Origin of the sequence: Parendozoicomonas verongulae (assembly GCF_009711465.1) — a bacterium.
Classification (GTDB): Bacteria; Pseudomonadota; Gammaproteobacteria; order Pseudomonadales; family Endozoicomonadaceae; genus Sansalvadorimonas; species Sansalvadorimonas verongulae.
In genome coordinates, this window is record NZ_SMME01000847.1 from 16,407 (window position 1) to 37,957 (window position 21,551).

The window sequence follows — 21,551 nt, forward strand, 5'->3', positions numbered from 1 at the left end:
ATCCTTTGATCTTTAGTTGAACAGAAACGGCGGGTGAACCGTTTCTGCGCGAGCGTTGAGATATTTAAATACCTTAGTGACGGAAGTGACGCATGCCGGTAAATACCATGGCCATGCCAGCTTCGTTTGCCGCATCAATCACATCTTGATCCCGCATGGAGCCGCCGGGCTGAATAACGGCAGAAATGCCTGCAGCTGCTGCCGCATCAATACCATCTCGGAAGGGGAAGAAAGCATCGGATGCCATAACAGAGCCGCGCACTTCCAATCCTTCATCTGCAGCCTTAATGCCAGCAATTTTGGCGCTGTATACGCGGCTCATCTGACCTGCGCCCACACCAATAGTCTGGTGATCCTTGCAGTATACAATGGCATTGGACTTCACGTATTTTGCCACTTTCCAGGCGAATTGCAGATCACGCATTTCGGCATCAGTGGGGATGCGTTCGGTCACAACCTTTAGCTCTTCCGAAGTAACACGGCCGATGTCAGCATCCTGAACCAGCAGGCCGCCGTTCACACGTTTGAAGTCGAGGAATGAGGTTGGCGATTCTGGCAGCTGACCGCAGGCCAATATGCGTACGTTTGGCTTGGCGGCAAGAATGTCACGGCATTCATCGCTAATAGAGGGGGCGATAATCACTTCCACAAACTGACGATCCACAATTGCATGGGCAGTGGTCGCATCCAGCGGACGGTTGAAAGCAATAATGCCGCCAAAGGCTGAGGTAGGATCGGTTGAGTACGCGCGGATGTAGGCTTCGTGAATATCAGTGCCGATGGCTACGCCGCAGGGGTTGGCGTGCTTGACAATTACGCAGGCGGGCTGATCAAAGCTCTTAACACACTCCAGAGCTGCATCGGTATCGGCAATGTTGTTGTAAGAGAGGGCTTTGCCCTGCAGAACTTCGGCAGTGGCAACGCTAGCTCCTGTTGCATTGCTTTCAACGTACAGTGCCGCCTTCTGGTGAGAGTTTTCCCCGTAACGCATCTCTGCAGACTTCACGAATTGCGTATTAAAGGTGCGGGGGAAGTTGGACTTTTGTTCTGGCTGTTCGAAGTCACGCAGGCCAAGGTGATTGGCGATGGCCGCATCGTAAGCGGCTGTGTGCTCAAAGGCTTCGACGGCCAGCTGGAAACGCAGGCTGTCGTTCAGGCCGCCTTCGCTTTCCAGAGTCTCGGCGATGTGTTCGTATTTGTCAGCATTAACGACGATAGCAGTATATCTATGGTTTTTTGCCGTGGCTCGCACCATAGTCGGGCCGCCGATATCGATGTTCTCAATAGCATTGTCCAGAGTGCATTCAGGGTCGGCAACGGTTTTCTCAAAGGGGTACAGGTTGACCACCACCATATCGATGGGATTGATACCATGGGCGGCAATCACTTCGTCGTCCTGGCCGCGACGGGCAAGGATACCACCATGAATCTTCGGGTGGAGAGTTTTCACTCTGCCATCCATCATTTCGGGGAAGCCGGTGTAATCAGACACTTCTGTGACCGGAATGCTGCTTTCACTGAGCAGACGGAATGTGCCACCGGTAGACAGAATTTCAATACCGAGAGCCGTCAGGCGGCGGGCAAACTCCACTACCCCCTGTTTATCAGAAACGCTAATCAGAGCTCTGCGTACAGGACGGATACTAGGGTTGTCAGACATTACAGTCTCGCTTTTGGGTCGTTAAGCGTAGCGGGAGCTGGGTGGTGCTCCGGATTTTTCTGCCTTCCTGGCAATTTTTGGCGTATGAAACAGCATTCGCTGAAAAGCTGCAACACCCCAAATAAAAAAACAGGCGCCTGGCGCCTGTTTTTTTCAATTCGTTACAATAACCCGTACTGTTTTAACTTTTTCCGAAGGGTCCCTCGGTTCAGGCCCAGCATTACAGAGGCCCGTGTCTGGTTGCCCTTTACATAGGCCATTACGCATTCCAGCAGCGGTGCTTCAACTTCTGACAGCACCATGTTATAGACGTTCGTAACGTCGTGCCCTTCCAAGTGGGCAAAATAGTTGTTCATTGCCTTCTCGACACTGTCACGCAGTGTCTGGGTTTCCTGTGAAACCGGGCTGGTCAGATGCTGACCGGTTGTGCCAACCGAGGATGTTTCCTGGATTGCAATTTCAGTCACCGTCATGCCGCAAACTCCTTTCCTTCGATCATATGCGCAAAATATTCCCTGATTCCGGCAATCTGGGCCGAGGGTGTCTCCAACTGGTTAAAAGTCTTCCGGAACGGTGCAGCATTTTCAGTGGCCTGGAGGTACCAGCCAACGTGTTTGCGAGCGATTCGGGTACCCATCACATCGCCGTAGAAGGTGTGCAGATCCTGTAAGTGAGCGAGCAGGATGTCACAGACTGCTTCGGTTGAGGGTGCAGACAGATACTCGTTATGTTCCAGATAGTGAGCAATTTCCCTGAAAATCCAGGGTTTGCCCTGGGCCGCACGACCAATCATAACCCCTTGCGCACCCGTGTAATCCAGCACTTGGCGGGCTTTGTCCGGTGATGTGATATCACCGTTGGCTATGACAGGTATAGACAGGGTGGAGCAGATTTTTGCAATAGTGTCATACTCCGCTTCGCCTTTATACATGCAGCTTCGGGTCCGGCCATGAACGGCCAGCGCCTGAATGCCGTAGTCTTCTGCCATGCGGGCAATGGTGACGCCATTGCGTTGATCCGGGCTCCAGCCCGTGCGGATTTTGAGGGTAACCGGAATATCAACCGCTGCCACAACAGCTTTAAGAATCTCTTCAACAAGCTTTTCATCTTTCATCAAGGCGGAGCCTGCGGCCTTATTGCAGACTTTTTTTGCTGGGCAGCCCATATTGATGTCAATGATTTGTGCACCCATCTCAGCATTACGCTGGGCTGCTTCCGCCATCATAGCCGGGTCGCCACCTGCAATTTGTACCGAGCGGGGTTCAGGTTCTCCAGTATGGTCCAGGCGCAAACGTGATTTGCGGGTGTTCCACAGGCGCACATCACTGGTGACCATTTCAGACACAACCAGCCCCGCGCCTTGCTGCAGACACAGCTTACGGAAAGGACGATCGGTTACACCTGCCATTGGGGCCAGGACAACCGGGGATGATATCTGATAGGGGCCGATTTTCAGCAACGTGGTTTACACTCAAAAAGTTCTGGGATACTCACTGGTTAAAAATTAACCGTATTGGTCGGGTATCATAACCCGTCCGTACTCTCGGATAAAGCCGGATGCCACTCCATTGATACGTGTTATCAACAGGGCGGACACAGACAGCAGATGAGCGGAATTGCACTACTAGACGTAGATTCCGGTGCATTGCTGTACAAGTATCAGGCCATGCCATGTTGGAGGATTTCAAAAAAATGGCAAGGATTTGGGTTGGTAATTTGATTAGTTGTTGACCTGAGTCAGAGGGAGTGATTCAGGTCAAATACGTGTAGTGTGTTATGGGTGTGTAAATGATAAGTCAACAGAGTGTAGCTTTTTACTGGGGTTTATAACGCTTATAGCAAGATGGATAGGTTGTCGTACTGGCATATCCAGTGCGCCGGCCGCTTCTCCAGAGAGGTATTGATCCGGTGTGAGTACTCTTTGACCAATTATGCCCTCCTCCATACCAAAAAATGTCATCATAAGGCTCGGGTAAGCCTGTTTAAAGCTAGCCTCATTGGTGATAATTGCGTCAATTGTCAAAGCATTTTGATAGTTTCTGTCTGGACGAATTACGATGTGGCTGACCTGAATTTTGGTGATATCCCTTTGCTCGGGCAACTGACAGGGCAGTAGATTGCAAACCTTTGTGGCCAGAGGTCGAAGGCTTGGGTCTTTGCTGATGTTGGCAAAGTTTGCCCACCCGTATTGGAGGATTAAAGCCATGAATGCCAGAGCGCAGGCTGCAGGCCAGAGTAGTTTCTGCCATAGACTTTGCTTTCTGTAGCTAAGATCGAGAGGGTCACTGTTCAGGCTGCTGAGTGTGGATGCGGGTTTTGGTTTAGCCTTTGCCTCTTGTTTGGGTTCTGGTTTTGCTGTTTTCTTTTCAGCTCTGGGTTTCTCTTTTGTTTTGGCTTTCTGTTTGGGGCTTATTGACTTTTGAGGCTGAGGCTGAGGTTTAGTCGGTGCAGGAGCTGGTTCGAAAACCTGTTCAGAGGCTGACTCGATTTCTTCGTGATCTTCATCTTCATCCAGCTCCATCTCTTCCAGCATGGCTCTTGCCCAAGCCTCATCCTCCTCATAGGTGTCGGACTCAGCTTCCGAGCTAGAGTAACTGCTGGAGTTTTTAGAAGAGTCTATTGCTAAGGCATCTTCTGAAAAGTCCAGGGAGTTATGTGTGGCTTCTGGTTGTGATTGTGGTTGCGGCTTTTGAGGAGCAGGCTGGAATTTTAACTCTTCTGGTAACGTGCCACCTACGATAAAGCTGGATGCACTAAAGACATGCAGACACGATCCGCAACGAACAGCTCCTTTAGCAGCCATTAAATGCTGGCGGGTGATACGAAATGCAGTGCTGCACTGAGGACAGCTAGTGATCCAGGATTCTGCGGAACCGTGCTCGTGAGTTGATGCTTGCATGTTTTGAATTATAAAGAGGAAACTGGCAGATGATTTTTATCTATTGGTTTCATTCTGCCAGCTTTGCGGGGTAAAAACTAACGGCCAGATCAGTTTTTACGAGTACCACTCAATCTTACCCATCCCTCCAGCTCTGTTACCGGATCCATAGTGAACCACTGGCTGTAGGCTTCCAGAACATCTTCCGCCTGCTCCGCCAGAATACCGGAAAGAGCCAGCTTGCCGCCGGGTGCCGTGTGGTTGGCAATGGTCTCAGACAGACTGACAAGGGGGCCGGCCAGAATATTGGCCACCATGACGTCGGCCAGAACATCAGGAGTGTCTTTGGGATAGTAAACGTGCAGCAGGCCGTCTTCAATCTTGTTGCGATTAGCATTGTCGCGGGAGGCTTCCAGAGCCTGTGGGTCGGTATCTACGCCTACAGCGTGCCTGGCACCCAGCAGCAAAGCCGCAATGGCGAGAATGCCGGAGCCGCAGCCGTAATCAATTACCTGCTTACCATCCAGATCCTGACCGTCCAGCCACTTAAGGCACAGAGCCGTGGTTGGGTGAGTACCGGTGCCAAAGGCAAGGCCCGGGTCCAGCATCAGGTTGACCGCATCCGGGTTGGGAACATCCTTCCAGCTTGGGCACACCCACAGGCGCTCGCCAAACTGCATAGGATGAAAGTGAGTCATCCACTCACGCTCCCAGTCCTTGTCTTCCACAATCTCAACACGGTGTGCGGTGAAACTACCGGGTACAGTGTTGTTAAGCTGGGCGATGACATCGTCCATATCGGTATCGGCAGCGAACAATCCGAACAGACGAAGGTTGTTCCACAGGGGAGTGGTGCCCAGGTCAGGTTCGTACAGAGGTTGGTCACAGCCATCCTGATAAGTCACCGCACAGGCGCCGTACTCCAGCAGGAGATCTTCCAGAGCGGACGACTGTTCAGGGGAGGTATCAAGTTTCAGTTGAATCCAGGACATAAGGTCTTAGTGCCTAAAGGTATTCAGGAAGGGGAATTTGAGCGGGAGAGTAGAGAGAGCAGGAACGGCTGTCAAACGATAGCCGTTCTATAAAACCATTCCAGAGGAGTGGATTAGCTTTCGAGCTTCTTGGTCAGGTAGTGGATGTTCACGCCACCTTCCATAAAGCTCGTATCTCGCACCAGCTCCTGGTGGAGAGGTGTGTTGGTGCGGATGCCTTCAATCACCAGCTCATCCAGTGCGTTGCGCATACGGATGAGGGCGGTTTCACGATCCGGGCCCCAGGTGATCAGTTTGGCGATCATGGAGTCATAGAACGGGGGTACTGTGTAACCATGATACAGGTGGGAATCTACCCGCACACCGTTACCGCCAGGCATATGCAGCTGGGTCAGCTTGCCGGGGGATGGCATAAAGGTTTTTGGGTCTTCCGCGTTGATACGGCACTCAATAGCGTGGCCATTGAATTTGATATCGTCCTGAGTCACAGACAGGGTTTCGCCGTTGGCGATGCGCAGCTGTTCCTTGATGATATCGAAACCGGAAATCTCTTCTGATACCGGATGCTCTACCTGAACACGGGTGTTCATCTCGATAAAGTAGAACTCGCCGCCTTGATACAGGAACTCGAAAGTCCCTGCGCCACGGTAGCCAATCTCGATACAGGCATCGGTGCAGGCCTTGAAGATGCGCTGGCGGGCTTCTTCCGGGATGCCGGGAGCTGGTGCCTCTTCGATAACTTTCTGGTGACGACGCTGCAAGGAGCAGTCACGGTCGCCCAGATGAATAGCGTTGCCCTGACCATCAGAAAGAACCTGCACCTCTACGTGACGAGGGGTTTCCAGGAACTTTTCCAGATACACGACATCATTATTGAATGCAGCACCGGCTTCGGTACGGGTTACGCTGATGGCATTCAGCAGACCCTGCTCACGGTGCACAGCGCGCATACCACGGCCACCGCCACCGCCTGCGGCTTTGATGATCACCGGGTAGCCGATCTGACGGGCGATCTTTAGTGTACGCTCGTGGTCATCTGTCAGTGGGCCGTCAGAACCAGGAACCGTTGGTACGCCTGCCTTCTTCATGGCTTTGATAGCAGACACCTTGTCACCCATAAGGCGAATGACATCTGCGGACGGGCCAATAAAGGTAAAGCCGCTGCGCTCAACCTGCTCTGCAAAGTCGGCGTTTTCTGCGAGGAAACCATAGCCCGGATGAATAGCCTGAGCGTCTGTGACTTCCGCTGCACTGATGATGGCAGGGATGTTCAGATAGCTGTCGGCGGCGCTGTTGGGGCCGATGCACACGGTTTCGTCTGCAAGACGAACGTGCATCAGGTTTTCGTCAGCCTTGGAGTGTACGGCAACCGTTTTAATACCCATCTCTTTGCAGGCGCGAAGGATGCGCAGGGCGATTTCACCCCGGTTGGCAATAAGAACTTTTTCCAGCATGGGATTCAGTACCTGCCAATCAGACGATAGTGAACAGAGGCTGATCAAACTCAACCGGGGAGCCGTTTTCAACTAGAACCGCTTCAATCATGCCGGCTTTGTCGGCTTTGATCTGGTTCATCATCTTCATGGCTTCAACGATGCACAGAACGTCGCCTTCTTTCACGTGGCTGCCCACTTCAATGAAGGCGGCGGAGCTTGGAGAAGGAGAGCGGTAGAAGGTACCTACCATGGGTGAGTGTACCTGATGGCCGGACAGAACAGGCTCGGCAGGCTCAGCGGCAGGTGCTGGTTCGGCTGTAACGGGAGCAGGGGCTGCAGCAGCCTGTACAGGTGCGGCTGCAGCCATAACAGTTTGCTGTGCAGGGGGAACGCTGCTGTTACGGCTGATGCGAACGGATTCTTCACCTTCGTGAATTTCCAGCTCGTCGATGCCGGACTCCTCAAGAAGCTCGATCAGTTTTTTGACTTTACGAATATCCATGCTCAATTCCGGTTAGCTTTTGCTTATAAGTTCAATGTTTAGGGGGAGCAGTGCTGCGCTCAGGCGGCGTCGAGATGTTTCATGGCAGACTGTAAGGCGTATTCGTAGCCTGCCGCTCCCAACCCGCAGATGACTCCAACGGCAACATCTGAGAAATATGAGTGGTGGCGGAATGGCTCCCGACTGTGGACATTGGAGATGTGCACTTCGATAAAGGGCAGGGATACCCCAAGAATGGCATCTCGCAAGGCAACGCTCGTATGGGTGAATGCCGCCGGATTGATGATCAGGAAGTCTATACCTTGCTGGGCGGCATCATGGATGCGTTCAATCAGTTCGTATTCGGCATTACTCTGCATAACCTGCAGGTGATGACCTGCAGCTTTTGCCTGCTCGGTAAGGGTCTGATTGATGTCGTCCAAAGTCGTTGATCCGTAGACACCCGGTTCCCGGGTGCCCAGTAAATTCAGGTTTGGACCGTGCAATACGAGGATTGAGGCCATCGGTAAGCTCTCGCTTGATTCTCGCCAGTAAATAAATGGTAAGTAGGGCAGTATTGTGCCCCATGCCTAATAAGTAGTCTATATCATGGATGTTACAGCACGTTATAAACATGTTTACTTATTTTCTCAGCGAAATTTTACTGGCGCTTTACGAGATGTTTGCTCTGTTCAGGAGTGAGGTGAATGTTTTTGCATCAATTTCACCCTGTTTGCGCAGAACATCCAGCTCCTCACCGGCTTTGTTGAAGAAAAGAAAGGCTGGTGGGCCAAACAGTTGATATTGCTGCAAGATGCCTCTCTGATCGGCGGAGTTCTCAGTAAGATCGATTCGTAAGAATGTATAACCTTCCAAAGCAGCCTGAACTTCCGGCTGTGGAAGCACATCCCGCTCGAAGATTTTGCAGGAAATGCACCAATCTGCGTAAAAGTCGACAATGACCGGGCTGTTCGCTGCAGATGCCTGCGCCAGAACCCGATTCATGTCTTCGCTGGTGCTGACTGTAATGACAGGGTGTTCCTTCAGCACAGCGTGACTTTGTGAAGCAGAATCCAGAGGCTGAAGAGGATTGGTATTGCCCTGAATGCCACCGACAAAGAGAGTGGCACCGTAAATCAGGGAGAGAATACCAACAACCTGCCGGAAGGCCTGCCAGCCTGTGCGCTTGTTGAAATCCAGCGCTCCCAGATAAACCGCACAACCCACCAGAAGGGTGCCCCAAAGCAGCAGGGTGACAGGCTCGGGGATCAGACGTTCAATCATCCAGATCGCCACACCCAGCATCAGCACGCCAAACACCGCTTTGATGCCATTCATCCACATGCCCGCTTTGGGAAGCAGGCTTGCTCCGCCAGCGCCTACGATAAATAGCGGTGTACCCATACCGAGGCCAAGAGCGAAAAGGGAGAGGCCGCCAATCACCATATCGCCGGTTCCACTGATATATACCAGTGCGCCTGCCAGCGGGGCTGATACACAGGGAGACACCAACAAGGTTGAGAAAACACCGGCCAGAGAGGCGCCTATCCAGGTGCCTTTGCGTTTCTCCTGACTTTTCTGATCCGCCTGAGTAAGCAGGGACCGGAGCTTTTCAGGCAGTTGCAGTTCATAGAGCCCGAACATGGAGAGGGCCAGTGCCACAAACAGAATGGCAAACGGGATGAGCAGCCAGGGGGATTGCAGGCGAGCCTGCAGGTTCAGGCTGGCACCGAAGTAACCCATCAGCATGCCGGCGATAGCGTAGGTGGCCGACATAGCCAGCACATAGCAGGCAGTGAGCAGGATGTTGTGTGAACGGGAACCGTTACTGTTTGCCACCATGGCTGACACGATGGGAATCATAGGCAGCACACAAGGGGTGAATGTGAGTGCCAGACCTCCAACGAAGAACAAGCCCAGAATACTTATCAGGCTGCTGTTGCCAAGGAGAGCGGAAAGAAAGTTATCCTCAATGTCTTCCTGTGTCGTTAGCGGCTGTGGTTGAACCTGTGGTGCTCCAGATGTCTGTAGCGGAATAATATTCTGTGTGGTTGGCGGATAGCATAATCCCGCATCCGCACAACCCTGAAACGTGATGCGAATCTCTGGAAACTCTTCAGAGGTGGTGATAGGGATGTGGACGCTCAGATCTTCCGGATAGATTTCCACATCCTGTTTCATAAACGGATCAAATTTGATTTTCCCCGCTGGGAAAGCAGGCTCTCCCAGCTGTGTGGCCTCAGCCTTCACAGCTGAGAAGCCAAACATGTGACGATAGAGGTAGTGCTCAGGTGTTACTGCAAAGTGAATGATGAGCTCGCCGTTACCGATCTCTCCAGATACCTGAAAGGCTTTTTCAACGGGGAGAAAGTCAGAATCAGTATATTCATCAGAACTTGAAGATCCACCCAGAAGAGACTTGAAGCTTACTGCAGAAACTACAGATGAAAACCCTAGCATCAGGATAAGACACAGGGAAAAGAGTGATGCTCTCGATATTTTTGGCATAGCGTTCAAAATGCTCAAAGAGTGTTGTTCCGGGTGCATTGGCTCAGGACTCATAAAGTCTGTTGATTACAGCCTATTGTTGTCTTACGCCAACAATAGGGCAATGAGTTCCCAGCGGGAAATTTCAGGAGAATGTTTGATAGGGGGGGATGGGGCAGAGGAGTGTCCGCCCCGAAGAACGTTACTTTTTACCAGCTTCTACAGATTTGATAATGGCTTCGCGAGCCGCATCTGCGTTTTTCCACTCGTCGATTTTCACCCATTTACCTTCTTCGAGGTCTTTGTAATTTTCAAAGAAGTGTTCGATCTGCTGGATCAGCAGGGGAGGAAGATCGGTGTACTCCTTCACATCTTTATAAATTTTGGTGAGCTTGTCGTGGGGAACAGCAATGACTTTTTCATCCTGACCGCTCTCGTCAGACATATTCAGCATACCCACAGGGCGGCAACGGATAACGGAGCCCGGAGCGACTGGATAGGGCGTGACAACCAGCACATCCAGAGGGTCGCCATCGTCAGCCAGAGTCTGAGGAACATAGCCGTAGTTGGCTGGGTAGAACATGGGTGTTGACATGAAACGGTCAACAAACAGGGAGTTTGTATCCTTATCGATTTCGTACTTGATGGGATCACTGTTGGCGGGAATCTCAATGACAACATAGATGTCGTTGGGGATATCCTTGCCAGGAGAAATGCTATCGAAGCTCATTAGGTGTAAACCCCTGCTTTTGTCGGTGAGTTGTACGGGTGCTCGCGGATTATAAGACCACATCATTGGTGGCTCCAGCCCTATTTTCTTGCAGGCTGTAGTTTGGAGGGCTATAGCATTAAAGGTGTTTGTGCCATTTTATTGGCATTAGTTTTGTTTATTTTCGGAAGAAAGCTGAACGAAGCTCGAAGAGGCTCCAAAAAGGAGTCGGGAAAGGTGGCTATGCGATCAATAACTGTTGAAGAGTGCATGACACGCTCGGTTGTTTCCCTTAATCCCTGCATGGAGATTGTTGAGGCCATCCGGGTTCTGCTAAAGCACAATATTACGGCAGCACCAGTGGTAAATGAGGATAATGGACTGGTGGGAATTCTATCAGAAACAGACTGCCTGCAGGGCACTTTCACCGGGAGCTACTACTCTCAGGGCAGCGGGCTGGTTTCTGAGTTCATGGAGCAAAATGTTGTTACCGCTCGCTGCTCAGAAAGTATTATGGATGTTTATGAACGCTGTATGGCCGAGAAGGCCCTTAGAGTACCAGTGCTGAATGAGGATGGCTTGATTGCTGGCATGTTAAGTCCGAAGGACTTGATGACAGCCGTTCTGGAATTCTACGAAAAACCCATAAAAACAACGGCTTGATACTCGCAGTTCGCAGCATTCAGTCATATTCCTGCCGCTTTTTTGCCGGATATCGCTTATCTGGCAACTTCCCCCGTCATCTAAGCTAATACTTATTCTTGATATAGGTATTCTTGTTTTTGATGTAGTTGATGGGCATCCAAGCCCGGACTTTATGCAGGGAGCATTTATGGCCGGCTCAAGTAACAGTATTCCTCCCAGCCCTTTGAGTCGGGCTGTGACTCAGAGCAGCTCTTCGAATGACTCCAGTGCAGCTGAAACAATTTTTGGTGGACGTAAGACACGATCCTACTCACCAAGCCAGAGTCTTGTCACTTCGACGACAAACTCTGGGGCCTCGAAATCAGCAGATTTCTCACAAACCAATCTTGGGGAACGCACGGTTTCCGAAAACTCAGATGTACCATCGCTTCTGACCCAAAGCTCCTCCGCCCCCATTCCTCCTAGGGGAGAATTAGATCTGGAAAATGGGGGGAAAATTATTTTTGAGCGAGTTAATGGGGGCGATCTGCCAACAGCAAAGGATGGGCTGCGCTCTCAGCTACATGATATGGAGAAGAGCGGAAAAATTGATGGGGAGTCCAAGTCAAAGATGGAGAAGTTCTTATCAGGTGCAAACTCTGTGATGGACTTCGTTATGCATAACAAGAAATTCCAGACGGCTGTCGGTTTGATAGGCTGTGGTGCCTGTATTGTCGGTGGTGCTTTTTGCCCGGTTCTCCTGTTGGGCGTTGGGCCATTTATTCTTATATTTGCAAACGGATTTATTGATAACCCTATGCTTACTGCCCCCGAGGGGCAGGGGACCAGGCCTCCCCCTACACTGGACAACACCAAGAAAACCAATAGTGATGATGGCGACTCCTCCAAGAAGAGCAAACCTTCTGATGATGATTCCAGGAGGCCACCTTCAACAGGGGGAGCCTCCGATGCTGATAGTTATAAGCTTGATGCGAAAAAGCGGAAGGAAATGGATGAGGAGCGAAAAGCAGAAGAGCTAAGAAAAGCGCTGTCAGAGAAACTCAAGCAGCAAAACGGATCAGTCTCATCCTTTAAGGTGAGAGGCGCTCCCCATGGCCCGGAAGTGCAACGTCTTCTGAACGGTCTCGAAGAGTCCAAACGATTGAGCGGTGAGGAAAGGCAGGAGCTTATTAACTTCCATAATGATCGGGAAGGGTACATTGCAGCTCAATCTCTCGAGGGTGGCCCACTGACTCCAGAAGAGGAAATATCCGCGCGAGAGGCCATCGGTGCACGGATCGGTCATGTTGTGTCTCGTTTCCAGACGGTTGCGACCAACCCCGCCAGTTCTGCGACAGATCTCGCCCCTACTGCAGAGGAGCTGGTGATGATCAAGAATGCTCTGACCAGAGCGACTATCGACGAGCTATTTGCCTATAGTCGGAAGCATGGGCGTATTCCAACCCAGCAATCGAAATTGAAAGAAGTGGGACTGTCGACTCAACAGTTGCTGGATAGAGCCGCTACAACAATAGGCCTTCCTATTACCGAAGACAGTCAGGGCTCGCTCATTCACAGAGTTCTTGGCGGGTACATCGAAGATTATCAGAAAGAGTTAAATGAGTGGTGTGGTAATGCGGGTATATCACTACCTGTGACCAGTGATAGTGAGGAGTGATCTGTGGGTTACTCAGGGGCTTTACAAGCAGGAGCATAAATCGTGGCAGCCGTACAGGGACCAAAATCAGCTCAGCAGTTACAGCCGGACACCACTCTAAAGGGCGGTGGACAGTTGACGGGACAGCAAATGATGAACAAAACCGTCAAGTTAATTAATTCGGCGGCAGGTGCACCCACAAATCAGAACTTTCTTGATAATGCCAGTCTGGATGCTTTGATGCTGGCTGTTATGAGTGAGCGTGCAGAAATTTTAGAAGAAACGCTGCGAGAACAGGTTCAGGAAGTACGCAATAAAAACGATAAATTAAAACAAGCGAACTCCATCATGGCGAAGGCTCGTGCTGCAAAAAAGGACTCCAAGGAATCCAGAAAAACACCAATGCCTCAGGACGTGAAGGACTTCTTTGCTGAAAATAATATTTCTTGGGGAAGTGGCGGCGAAAAAATAGATCCCAGCCAGACGCACCAGCTGAATGCCGGTCAGTGGGATCTGGCCATAGAAAATATGAAGGGTTGGACGGAAAGTCTGACCAGCTCCTCGCAGCTGGATATGACCAAGCTGCAATCAACATCCGGCAAGTTTAACCAGACGTTCGAAATGATGAGCCAGTTTGTTTCTAAGTACTACAGAAGTGGCGACAACGTTATCAAGAATATTTAAAACACGACGCTGTAAGAGCTAGGGAGGGCTGACAGTGGATACACAAGATATGGATTGGTCTCAGGAAAAAGTTGATGACCTGCTGGCTGATTATTTCAGCCGGGGCGGCACCTTTAAGGAGCTGAAAAATCTCAGTGATGAATCCATGGAGGCAATATACAGCGTTGCGTTCAACCTATACCAAGGGGGACGTTACGATGAGGCCAGAAAGGTCTTTCAGTTCCTCTGTTTTTACGATCACTACAACAAGAAGTACTTCCTCGGTCTGGGGGCTTGTCAGATGATGCAGCAGGACTTTGAAACAGCCGTTGAGCTGTTCAGTTTTGCCAGCGCTCTGGATACCGATGACCCTCGAGCCATGCTCTACATCGGCGATTGCCATATGGCTATGGGCAAACCTTCTGCCGCTAAATTGGCTTATGAAACTGCAGCTCAATGGGCCGGAGATCAGACAGAATACAAAGAAGAACAGGTGCGAGCTACAAATATGGCTGTCAGTGCCCAGGCTGTTCTGGAAGAGGATGACTAATGAGTACCAGTGGTGGAGTTGGCTCAAATCATGGCTCTGGGGTTCAACTGCCTTCGGGTTTTATTGGTAAATCCGCAGACGCAGGGCAGGCCGCACAAACAGGAAAGGCTGGGAAGTCCGGAAGCGCCAAGGCTGCAGATCATGTAGGGCGCGGCTTTTCCAATAGCAACACAGTCTCCCACAAAGAGGGAGCAACCCGTGCTCAGGCGGGTGGAAGACATGAGCGTGCGGTCCGGCTTCCTGCCCCCACCGTTGACCCTGTAAAGGTGGTTACTCCAGAAATGCAGGCGCAAATCGCCCAGAGTCTGGACACTACAGAGATGCTGTTTACGTTCGACGAGCTGCTCAACCAGCTGAATGCCGAAAGCGAAGAACTGGAAAATGGTGAAACCCAAGGCAGTTCAACGGTTTATGGTGCGTCCCGAAAAAAGAAAACCGGCCAGCAACAAGGCGGTGATAGTGGTGGCCGTAATTCTGGGGCACAGCAGAATACGCCTGACTTTATGAATGCAGCATCCAGCCTCGTCCAAGGTACTGATGGCAAAACTCTTGAGAAGCTGCAGGACGAAACCCTGCATGTTTTCGATAAGGTTCTGGCCATAGAAAGTGCACCTCCGGAAGTTATGACGGAATTGAAAGCTGCAACTGAAAAACTCACCAAAGCCATGTTGACCGGCAACGTAGAAGACATGGCTCGCATGCTGATGGAAATTCAGACCAAGCTACAGGACACGCGTATCAAATTTGATGAACAGGCTATCCGTACCAGCCGCTTGAAGCGCAGCCAGGTTCACGAAAATAGAATCAGTAAACTCAGCTCAGCCTTAAGCAAAATGAAAGAGGCTAAAACGGCAGGGATACTTGGGAAGGTCTTTGGTGCCATAGCCACAGCACTGGCTGTAGTTGTGGCAGCTGTAACCATTGCAACCGGTGTAGGCGCGAAAGCAGGTGTGATGCTGATTATGGCGGCTACCATAATGGTGGCCATGACCATCTCCCAGAACACCGGTGACTGGATGACCAACCTTGGTGGTTTGATAAAAGACGATAAGGTACAACTGGTGATGGGGTTAGCATGGGCCGTTCTGGCCGCGGCGCTGTCTCTTGGTGCTGGTCTTGCCGGTGGTGCCAGTAAGGCGACAACGGATGTTGCAACAACCACGGTTCAACAGGCCACAAATGCCGGTACTCAGGCTGCCCAACAGAGTGCGAATGCGGTAGCTCAAGGTGCTCAGCAAAGTGCGAATGCCGTAAGTCAGACAGCTCAGCAGGCTGTTCAACAATCTTCTACGGCAGTACAGAACGCCGCTAAGGCTGCAACAAAAGCAGCACAGGAAGCTGCGGATGAAGTGGTTGAGCAGACAGTTAAAGTCGCCGTGAAGAGTGCTAAAGAAGCCTCTAAGGAAGCAGCAAAGGCTTCAACCGATGCTGTAAAGGAAACGGCTAAAGAAACAACCAAAGCCGCAGCTGACACTGTGGCCAAAGAGACGGCGAAACAGTCTGCCGACGTTGCCAAGAAAACTATGTACTTCCAACGTGCGGCTCATATTGCCCGATTCACAGAAGGTGGTGCGATGGTGGCCGATGGTAGCTCCACTATGTACGCTGCCAAGGTGAGTGGTGATGCTGGGCAGTATCAGGCTGATGCCACTGAGGATTTGGCTGAGTTGACAAGACTCCAGATGATGATGGAAGACTGGATGGAAGCCATTCAAAGAACCATTGAAGAAATTTCATCTGGTCAACAAACGGCATCGGATATGTTGTCTCAGGCTCAGCAAAGTCAGTTTTCCGTGACTCGGAACATCTAAAGGAATTCTTTTCAGGGAGTAGAAACACATGAAAATTAATCAGGGGCAGAATCCGGTTCCTTTAGATCAACAACCCAGGCTGGACAAAGACGCCCATCAAGCCAAAGAGGCATCGAAAGGTGCCAGAGCAGGGCATCTGGCTGGAGACAATTTAAATGTTGGTCGTCAACAGGGTGGCCAGACTATTCATGGTAAGCACTCCCAGGGTATTCCCAAGCCAGCTTTGAATTCTCCTGCTGCTGATCCGACAGTGGCCAGTTATCAGGCTGCTATGGGACACATGGATAAGCTGGTGGACGGAAGTCAAAATCATACGGCTTTGGCCTACCAACTCCATAATGCTGGAAAGCCTGCTAACTCACAGCCGTCGTGGCAGGGAGCAAATGAAGTAACCGTTGGAGCAACTGAAGATGGTTTTTCAGGCCAGTTTGATGGGAAAGATTTCAGAGTCGATGCTGGGGGGAAGTCGTTTCAACTGGAATTAGAGGGGAAGAATGCCACATTCAAGACAAGCTCTAATGGAACAATTTCAGCAACGGTTGATGGTGCACCGCTTGATCTCACTGAAAATGAAGTGAAAGCCTACACTGACTTTTTTGCTCTGATGGCACTGTTCCATGAAATGGGCGTTGAGCAGAGGCAAATGAGCCGACAAGGGCGAAATATGGCGAACAAGGCTGTGGTAGAGAAAATCAAAGCCCAGGCTCAAGAGCAGCGAAGCGCAGCTGCTGCAAAAATGGTTGCCGGCATGGTTGGTGGCGCAGTAAAGGTAGCATCCGGTGCACTCAACATGGCGGGCTCCATGAAGGGGATGAAGGCAGATCAGGCAGCTGGTGGTAATAGCCAGATGGGCAACATGATCGCTCAGCAGTGGAGCGCGATGGGTAAAATGGTAGAAGGCTTGGGCGAAGCTGGTGCTTCCACACTCCAGTACAAAGCTGGTTTGCACGAGGCCCGCTCAACTGAGCTCCGCGCAGAAGAAGAGCAGGCTCGTTTTGTAAAACAGACGGAGCAGGATCAAATGCAGGTGGCTCAGGAGCTTGCCACAAAGGCTCGAGATACTTTCGCGCAAACCTGGAACCAGTTCCTGCAAACCCAGCAGAATATCGCCCGTAATATCTAACTGAACGGAGAGGGCTATGCAGGCAGGTGGTGTTTCTGGTGCACAACAGGCGGGAGCTGCACTGGGTGTTGGAGGTGAGGCAGCCCCAGCAAAATCTGCCGAAGGTGCTCACAGTCAGTTCGGTGCTGTGAGTGCTGGCCCTGCCAGTGCCAGCTTTTTTGAAGAAGCTTCAATCACGCTCTCTTCCCTTCGTAAGTTCAAAACCAAAGACAGTAAGGAAGACAAAGACCTCAAAAAGCAACTTGAGCGTCTCAAGGAAACTGTTCCTGATATGCCAGGAATGGAGAAGATGGATAAATTCCTGCAACAAATGCAGGAGGCCAAGAAGAACGGCTCCCTCACCAAAGAGCAAATCAAACAGTTTGCGGACGAATATTCTGGAGACTCTACCCATCAGTATCTGGCTCTGGATGCCTTCGCTTCAATGCTGGAAGAGATTGAAGGAGAAGACTCCCCACTTGCTGCCGATTTGCGAGCGTATAACTCCGAGTTTTATGAAGAGAACAAGATGGATATCCAGGTGGGTATCAACTCTTCCAAAACCGCTGCAGACATTGCGGAAAAAACCGGCGGCACAGCTCAAGAATACCGTGACATTATGCGTGACGGAGGGATGCGGGTCCCTGATCTGACCACTCCCCTTGAGGCCTACCAACATGCAAAAGAGCAAAGCCGTAGCTATGACGAAATTGATAGTGCCATCCAGATGCTAATGGAGGGTTTGTCTAATGAGATGGCTGCATTGAAGAGCCCGAATATGACCTCTTCAGCCGATGCTGCCCACCTTGTGCATGTGCGCAAACGTTTGGAAGTGGTGTTTGGCTTAAGGACTATTATCGAGTTCAGCCAGCAAAATGAAAATGCCATAGACAGGGTGCTTTCCCGAGGGTGATCTCTTATGAACAGTAGTTTGATGGATAACTCACCCATCCAGAAAGGGGTTTTAATTGAGGAAGTCTTGCGACTACTGAATCAGCGGTGGATTTCAGCTAATGATATTGAAAGTATTCCCGGAAAGCTTGGTGTGCCGGTGGATAATCTTGGAACAAAGATTTTTGTACTCAACCAAGTGCTGGAAACCTACCGCAAGATTCCGGATCAGTATTTTAAAGAACCGGAACACCGGGAAAATATTCTCGAAGCCTGTCAGGAAGCCCTTGATGATGTCATTGAGGAGGAGGAGGAAGAAGAGGCTTTTGAGGATGAAGACGATGATGATTTTGATATGGATTTTGATATTTAAGGTATCGCGTTATGCGTGATCTTGTGGAATCGGCTGTTAAGAATTTTAACCGAACCCTGGGAATAGGAGAATTGCCTTTTCCTGATACCGGGATTATGCAGTACACCTTCGGACAGGGAGGTACATTCTTTATCGAACTTCATGAAAAAGGTGTGTTAATGCACCTTTTACGTGAAATTCCTGATCATAGTTTGGACGAGGCAGGCCCCAAAGCGCTGGAATTATGTCACTACAATCAAAGTCGCAAGTTTGACACTCAGTGTGCATTAAAAGACGGTAATCAGCTGGTGTTTATTACCTTTATGACTGTAGAAAAACTAAATGGCCCAGAAATTGAAAATGTACTGCAACATTTGATGAAATTGCAGGACTCTTTGCTCCCTTCATAACTATCACGTCTGAAAGCGGAGTTTTAATTTCATTATGTTCCAATGCCGAGCTTCCTTTTTAGGCAGAGGCATTGACTAGACTTTTGAGTAAGCCTATTCAGCTGTCGTAGATGGCATATTAAGGAGTGGCATCATGCCCAGCCCTGGAATAAACAATGTTGGTTCTGTTACAGAAAAAGCGCTCAAAAAACAGGATCAACAGCAGTTAGAGAAACTCCTCGACAAACCCGACGACCGGGACGCGGAAGATTTTAACGCGCAGATGGAAGCCGGCTTAAAAAGTGAGAACGAAACCAGCATCGAAGGCAGCCCGGTTGAGCTCAAACAGGCACCGGATAACCTTGGAGATCGCATACTCAATGCATTTCAGGGTATGAAAGAGAATATCGACAGTCGGCATCAGAAGATCGACAACATGCTGAGTTCTGATGAGACGCTGTCTATGCGGGATATGTTCAAAACCCAGAAAGCCATGACCAACCTCATGATGACGGAAGACCTCATCGGTAAGGTGGTTGGTAAGGCAACCCAGACCATAGAAACACTGGCCAAACAGCAGTAACAGCCTCAAACGCAAGGAACGCGTTGTGCAGAAAATCAGAATCGTGATACTCAGCCTGTTTGTGTTACTGCTGTCGGGCTGTAAGGTTCAGCTCTATACAGGGCTTACCGAAAAAGAAGGCAACGATATGCTTGCCATTCTGCTGGATAACTCGATTCCGGCAGAAAAAGTGATGGATAAAGATGGTAATGTGACCCTCACCGTTTCTACTGATGATGTCTCCCGGGCTATTCGCCTTCTTCGTACCCATGGTCACCCAAAAGACAAGTTCTCATCTGTCAGCGAAATATTCCCGAAGGACAGCCTGATTTCCTCGCCTACCGAGGAAAAGGCTCGTTATACCTACTCTATGTCGCAGGAGCTGTCGGCCACAATTTCTATGATTGATGGTGTGCTTACGGCCAGAGTGCATGTTGTGTTACCTCAGGAATCAGGTTCTGGCGAATCGAGCTTCCCATCCTCTGCCTCCGTCTTTATTAAGTACACCCCTGAGCTGGAGCTGGCCGGTTTTGTACCCAAAGTGAAAACTCTGGTAGCTAACAGTATTGAAGGGTTGTCCCTCGATAAAATCACAGTTTCGCTGTTTCCATCGGCACAGGTGACACCTGACAGGGTGCTTCTCCCTCAAGAACTGGAAACTGTGTTGTCGATTGATGTGACACCAGAAACATCCTCTCGCCTGTTGCTTATTCTGGGAGCTATGTTTGCCTTGTTTATTATGGCTGTGCTTGGCTGCGGGGTTTTGTTCTGGTTGTGGTGGAGCGGCCGTAAGAGAGCTGCAGAGGCTATGGGGATGGATAACACCGGAATGATTGAGGTGGACGAAGTTGAGGCCAGATGATGAATGTCGATCAGCTTGCACCGGTTGTTGAGTTCAACTTCTCTCCGGCCGGTTATATTGATGATTCCTGGTTAGCAAATCTGCCCAATGCACAGATTATCAATGCGTTGATTGCTGAACCCTCTGCTGCTCACTGGGCTTCTAAACATATTCTTGAAGCTTACGCCCTTCATGGAAAAACCGATCTGAATTTCGATCGCCCTGAAAAGCATCTGGCTTTGGCAAGCCGTAAACATCTCACCCCTATCGTCTTTCATGCTGGTTTAGCCTTGAATGGTCCGCTTTTAAAACGTGTTGTTAAACGGCAGGAGCGGGCAGCTGTTCAGGCATGCATTGGTGATGACAGCTATCAGTACGCTATCAAAAAAGGCCCCTTCATAGCAGGAAGCCTGCCGGAAAGCTTTGAAACAGATTTTATCATCGACTGGAATGCTCCTGAAGAATTGAAGAAGCACATCTTCCGCTCAGGGGTTCGGCTTTTAGGTGCTGTGTTTGCCCAGGAGAGTGATGCTTTCCAGAAACGTTTGCTCTTCAAATTTCCCATGCCCAGCAAAGATTATTTCTATGCGGGCGGTGCAGCCAGCTACTCCCAGGATGTTGTGCGCCTGGGGGGAGGAATGCTGCGTAAACTGATGAAAGAGTTTATCAAATGAGCCTGAATATCATCACAATCACCAAGCGGGACTTTAGCCTGCAGCCCGGTCAGAAGGTGATCAGGGCGGCGGATTATTCTGTGGTGGAAAGGTCTACCACTTTGATAGACAAGGCCCGCGAGCGTGCTGCCCAAATTGAGGCGGAGGCCCGGCAGGCTTATCAACAGGAAAAACAGCGCGGCTATCAGGACGGTTTGCTGCAGAGCCGTATGGAACAGTCTGAGCAGATGCTTAAGATGGTGGACCGCTCCATCAACTACCTATCCGATGTGGAAGCATCGCTGGCTGATATTTTGATGACAGCTGTTAAGAAGATTATTGATGACTATGATAATCGGGCGCTCACAGTGGGTCTTATTAAAAGTGGTTTACAGCATGTGCGCAATGAGCGGCAAGTTTCGGTACGTGTTCCTCCTGCGCACTTTAGTTATGTGAAAGAGAAGATTGCCGAAATTCTGTCTGGTTACAAAGGTATTGGTATTCTTGTCCCTGTGTCAGACCCGCGTCTTAAAGCAGGTAGCTGTATTCTGGAAAGTAAGATTGGCGTGATTGATGCCAGCATTGATATTCAGCTGGAAGCACTGAGAAAGCGTTTTTCAGAACTCACCGCTCATAGCATGGATGATGCAATGAACGGAGAGCGAGAGTGGGCTAATGCTGTTGATGAGAAAGCGGTGGTTGAGGGCAGTGTGCAGAGTGAGGTGAAGCCTGAAAGTACCTCTGAAGCTTCAGAGCAGTGCCCTGATAGCGACCATGACACCACTTATTTCACATAACTACCGAATCATTGCT

23 protein-coding genes are annotated in these 21,551 nt (G+C 50.3%); 13 read left to right on the forward strand and 10 right to left on the reverse strand.

The annotated features are described in order from the left end of the window. Positions 1–73: 73 nt before the first annotated feature. The 10 genes from purH to ppa form a co-directional block, all read right to left on the reverse strand. Entirely contained in the window at positions 74–1,660 is a 1,587-nt protein-coding gene (gene purH / locus E1189_RS14265; RefSeq protein WP_155160997.1) for a bifunctional phosphoribosylaminoimidazolecarboxamide formyltransferase/IMP cyclohydrolase, read from the reverse strand. Positions 1,661–1,821: 161 nt separating this feature from the next. Further along, positions 1,822–2,133: a DNA-binding transcriptional regulator Fis gene (gene fis / locus E1189_RS14270; RefSeq protein ID WP_155160998.1), complete on the reverse strand. Its 312-nt coding sequence runs from the start codon at positions 2,131–2,133 to the stop codon at positions 1,822–1,824. Then, on the reverse strand, positions 2,130–3,068 hold the full coding sequence (dusB, locus tag E1189_RS14275; protein ID WP_196221441.1) for a tRNA dihydrouridine synthase DusB: 939 nt from the start codon (positions 3,066–3,068) through the stop codon (positions 2,130–2,132). Before dusB ends, fis begins: the two co-directional genes overlap by 4 nt. Before the next feature lie 366 nt (positions 3,069–3,434). After that, positions 3,435–4,559, reverse strand: coding sequence for a zinc-ribbon and DUF3426 domain-containing protein (locus E1189_RS14280; RefSeq protein ID WP_155161000.1), 1,125 nt, complete (start codon positions 4,557–4,559; stop codon positions 3,435–3,437). An 89-nt stretch (positions 4,560–4,648) separates the two neighbouring features. Beyond that, entirely contained in the window at positions 4,649–5,530 is an 882-nt protein-coding gene (gene prmA / locus E1189_RS14285; protein ID WP_155161001.1) for a 50S ribosomal protein L11 methyltransferase, read from the reverse strand. Positions 5,531–5,643: 113 nt separating this feature from the next. After that, positions 5,644–6,984 (reverse strand): acetyl-CoA carboxylase biotin carboxylase subunit, encoded by a 1,341-nt coding sequence (gene accC, locus E1189_RS14290; RefSeq protein WP_155161002.1) that lies wholly within the window; start codon positions 6,982–6,984, stop codon positions 5,644–5,646. A gap of 19 nt (positions 6,985–7,003) precedes the next feature. Next, positions 7,004–7,468, reverse strand: coding sequence for an acetyl-CoA carboxylase biotin carboxyl carrier protein (gene accB, locus E1189_RS14295; RefSeq protein ID WP_155161003.1), 465 nt, complete (start codon positions 7,466–7,468; stop codon positions 7,004–7,006). Positions 7,469–7,527: 59 nt separating this feature from the next. Then, positions 7,528–7,971, reverse strand: coding sequence for a type II 3-dehydroquinate dehydratase (aroQ, locus tag E1189_RS14300; protein ID WP_155161004.1), 444 nt, complete (start codon positions 7,969–7,971; stop codon positions 7,528–7,530). 148 nt (positions 7,972–8,119) lie between these two features. Next, positions 8,120–10,009: a protein-disulfide reductase DsbD gene (gene dsbD, locus E1189_RS14305; RefSeq protein ID WP_155161005.1), complete on the reverse strand. Its 1,890-nt coding sequence runs from the start codon at positions 10,007–10,009 to the stop codon at positions 8,120–8,122. 127 nt (positions 10,010–10,136) lie between these two features. Beyond that, positions 10,137–10,664 carry an inorganic diphosphatase gene (gene ppa / locus E1189_RS14310; protein ID WP_155161006.1) on the reverse strand — a complete coding sequence of 176 codons (528 nt, stop codon included), beginning with the start codon at positions 10,662–10,664 and terminating at the stop codon, positions 10,137–10,139. A 222-nt stretch (positions 10,665–10,886) separates the two neighbouring features. On the opposite strand from ppa, the gene E1189_RS14315 reads away from it, so the two are divergent. The 13 genes from E1189_RS14315 to E1189_RS14375 all read left to right on the forward strand — a co-directional run bounded on the left by E1189_RS14315 (position 10,887) and on the right by E1189_RS14375 (position 21,535). Further along, positions 10,887–11,306, forward strand: coding sequence for a CBS domain-containing protein (locus E1189_RS14315; protein ID WP_155161007.1), 420 nt, complete (start codon positions 10,887–10,889; stop codon positions 11,304–11,306). 169 nt (positions 11,307–11,475) lie between these two features. Further along, complete coding sequence (locus E1189_RS14320) at positions 11,476–12,945, forward strand: hypothetical protein (RefSeq protein WP_155161008.1); 1,470 nt, start codon at positions 11,476–11,478, stop codon at positions 12,943–12,945. Positions 12,946–12,987: 42 nt separating this feature from the next. Then, positions 12,988–13,608: a hypothetical protein gene (locus E1189_RS14325; RefSeq protein ID WP_155161009.1), complete on the forward strand. Its 621-nt coding sequence runs from the start codon at positions 12,988–12,990 to the stop codon at positions 13,606–13,608. Between the two features lie 34 nt (positions 13,609–13,642). Continuing rightward, positions 13,643–14,137 (forward strand): SycD/LcrH family type III secretion system chaperone, encoded by a 495-nt coding sequence (locus tag E1189_RS14330; protein ID WP_329602051.1) that lies wholly within the window; start codon positions 13,643–13,645, stop codon positions 14,135–14,137. Further along, a complete protein-coding gene (gene sctE / locus E1189_RS14335; protein WP_155161010.1) occupies positions 14,137–15,948 on the forward strand; it encodes a type III secretion system translocon subunit SseC family protein in 1,812 nt (603 codons plus the stop codon). The genes E1189_RS14330 and sctE overlap by 1 nt, the downstream gene beginning before the upstream one ends. Before the next feature lie 28 nt (positions 15,949–15,976). Beyond that, positions 15,977–17,071, forward strand: a complete 1,095-nt coding sequence (gene sctB, locus E1189_RS14340) for a type III secretion system translocon subunit SctB (protein ID WP_155161011.1) — start codon at positions 15,977–15,979, stop codon at positions 17,069–17,071. Positions 17,072–17,087: 16 nt separating this feature from the next. Continuing rightward, positions 17,088–17,963, forward strand: a complete 876-nt coding sequence (locus tag E1189_RS14345; protein WP_155161012.1) for an HrpJ domain-containing protein — start codon at positions 17,088–17,090, stop codon at positions 17,961–17,963. A gap of 6 nt (positions 17,964–17,969) precedes the next feature. After that, a complete protein-coding gene (locus E1189_RS14350; RefSeq protein ID WP_155161013.1) occupies positions 17,970–18,314 on the forward strand; it encodes a TyeA family type III secretion system gatekeeper subunit in 345 nt (114 codons plus the stop codon). A gap of 11 nt (positions 18,315–18,325) precedes the next feature. Further along, the gene (locus tag E1189_RS14355; protein ID WP_155161014.1) at positions 18,326–18,703 is read left to right on the forward strand and encodes a type III secretion system chaperone family protein; all 378 of its coding nucleotides are present in this window, start codon (positions 18,326–18,328) and stop codon (positions 18,701–18,703) included. Between the two features lie 133 nt (positions 18,704–18,836). Continuing rightward, a complete protein-coding gene (sctI, locus tag E1189_RS14360) occupies positions 18,837–19,265 on the forward strand; it encodes a type III secretion system inner rod subunit SctI (protein ID WP_155161015.1) in 429 nt (142 codons plus the stop codon). A gap of 25 nt (positions 19,266–19,290) precedes the next feature. Next, positions 19,291–20,106, forward strand: a complete 816-nt coding sequence (gene sctJ, locus E1189_RS14365; protein ID WP_329602052.1) for a type III secretion system inner membrane ring lipoprotein SctJ — start codon at positions 19,291–19,293, stop codon at positions 20,104–20,106. Next, on the forward strand, positions 20,103–20,759 hold the full coding sequence (locus tag E1189_RS14370; protein WP_155161016.1) for a SctK family type III secretion system sorting platform protein: 657 nt from the start codon (positions 20,103–20,105) through the stop codon (positions 20,757–20,759). The genes sctJ and E1189_RS14370 overlap by 4 nt, the downstream gene beginning before the upstream one ends. Then, a complete protein-coding gene (locus E1189_RS14375; RefSeq protein ID WP_155161017.1) occupies positions 20,756–21,535 on the forward strand; it encodes an HrpE/YscL family type III secretion apparatus protein in 780 nt (259 codons plus the stop codon). Before E1189_RS14370 ends, E1189_RS14375 begins: the two co-directional genes overlap by 4 nt. Positions 21,536–21,551 lie beyond the last annotated feature (16 nt).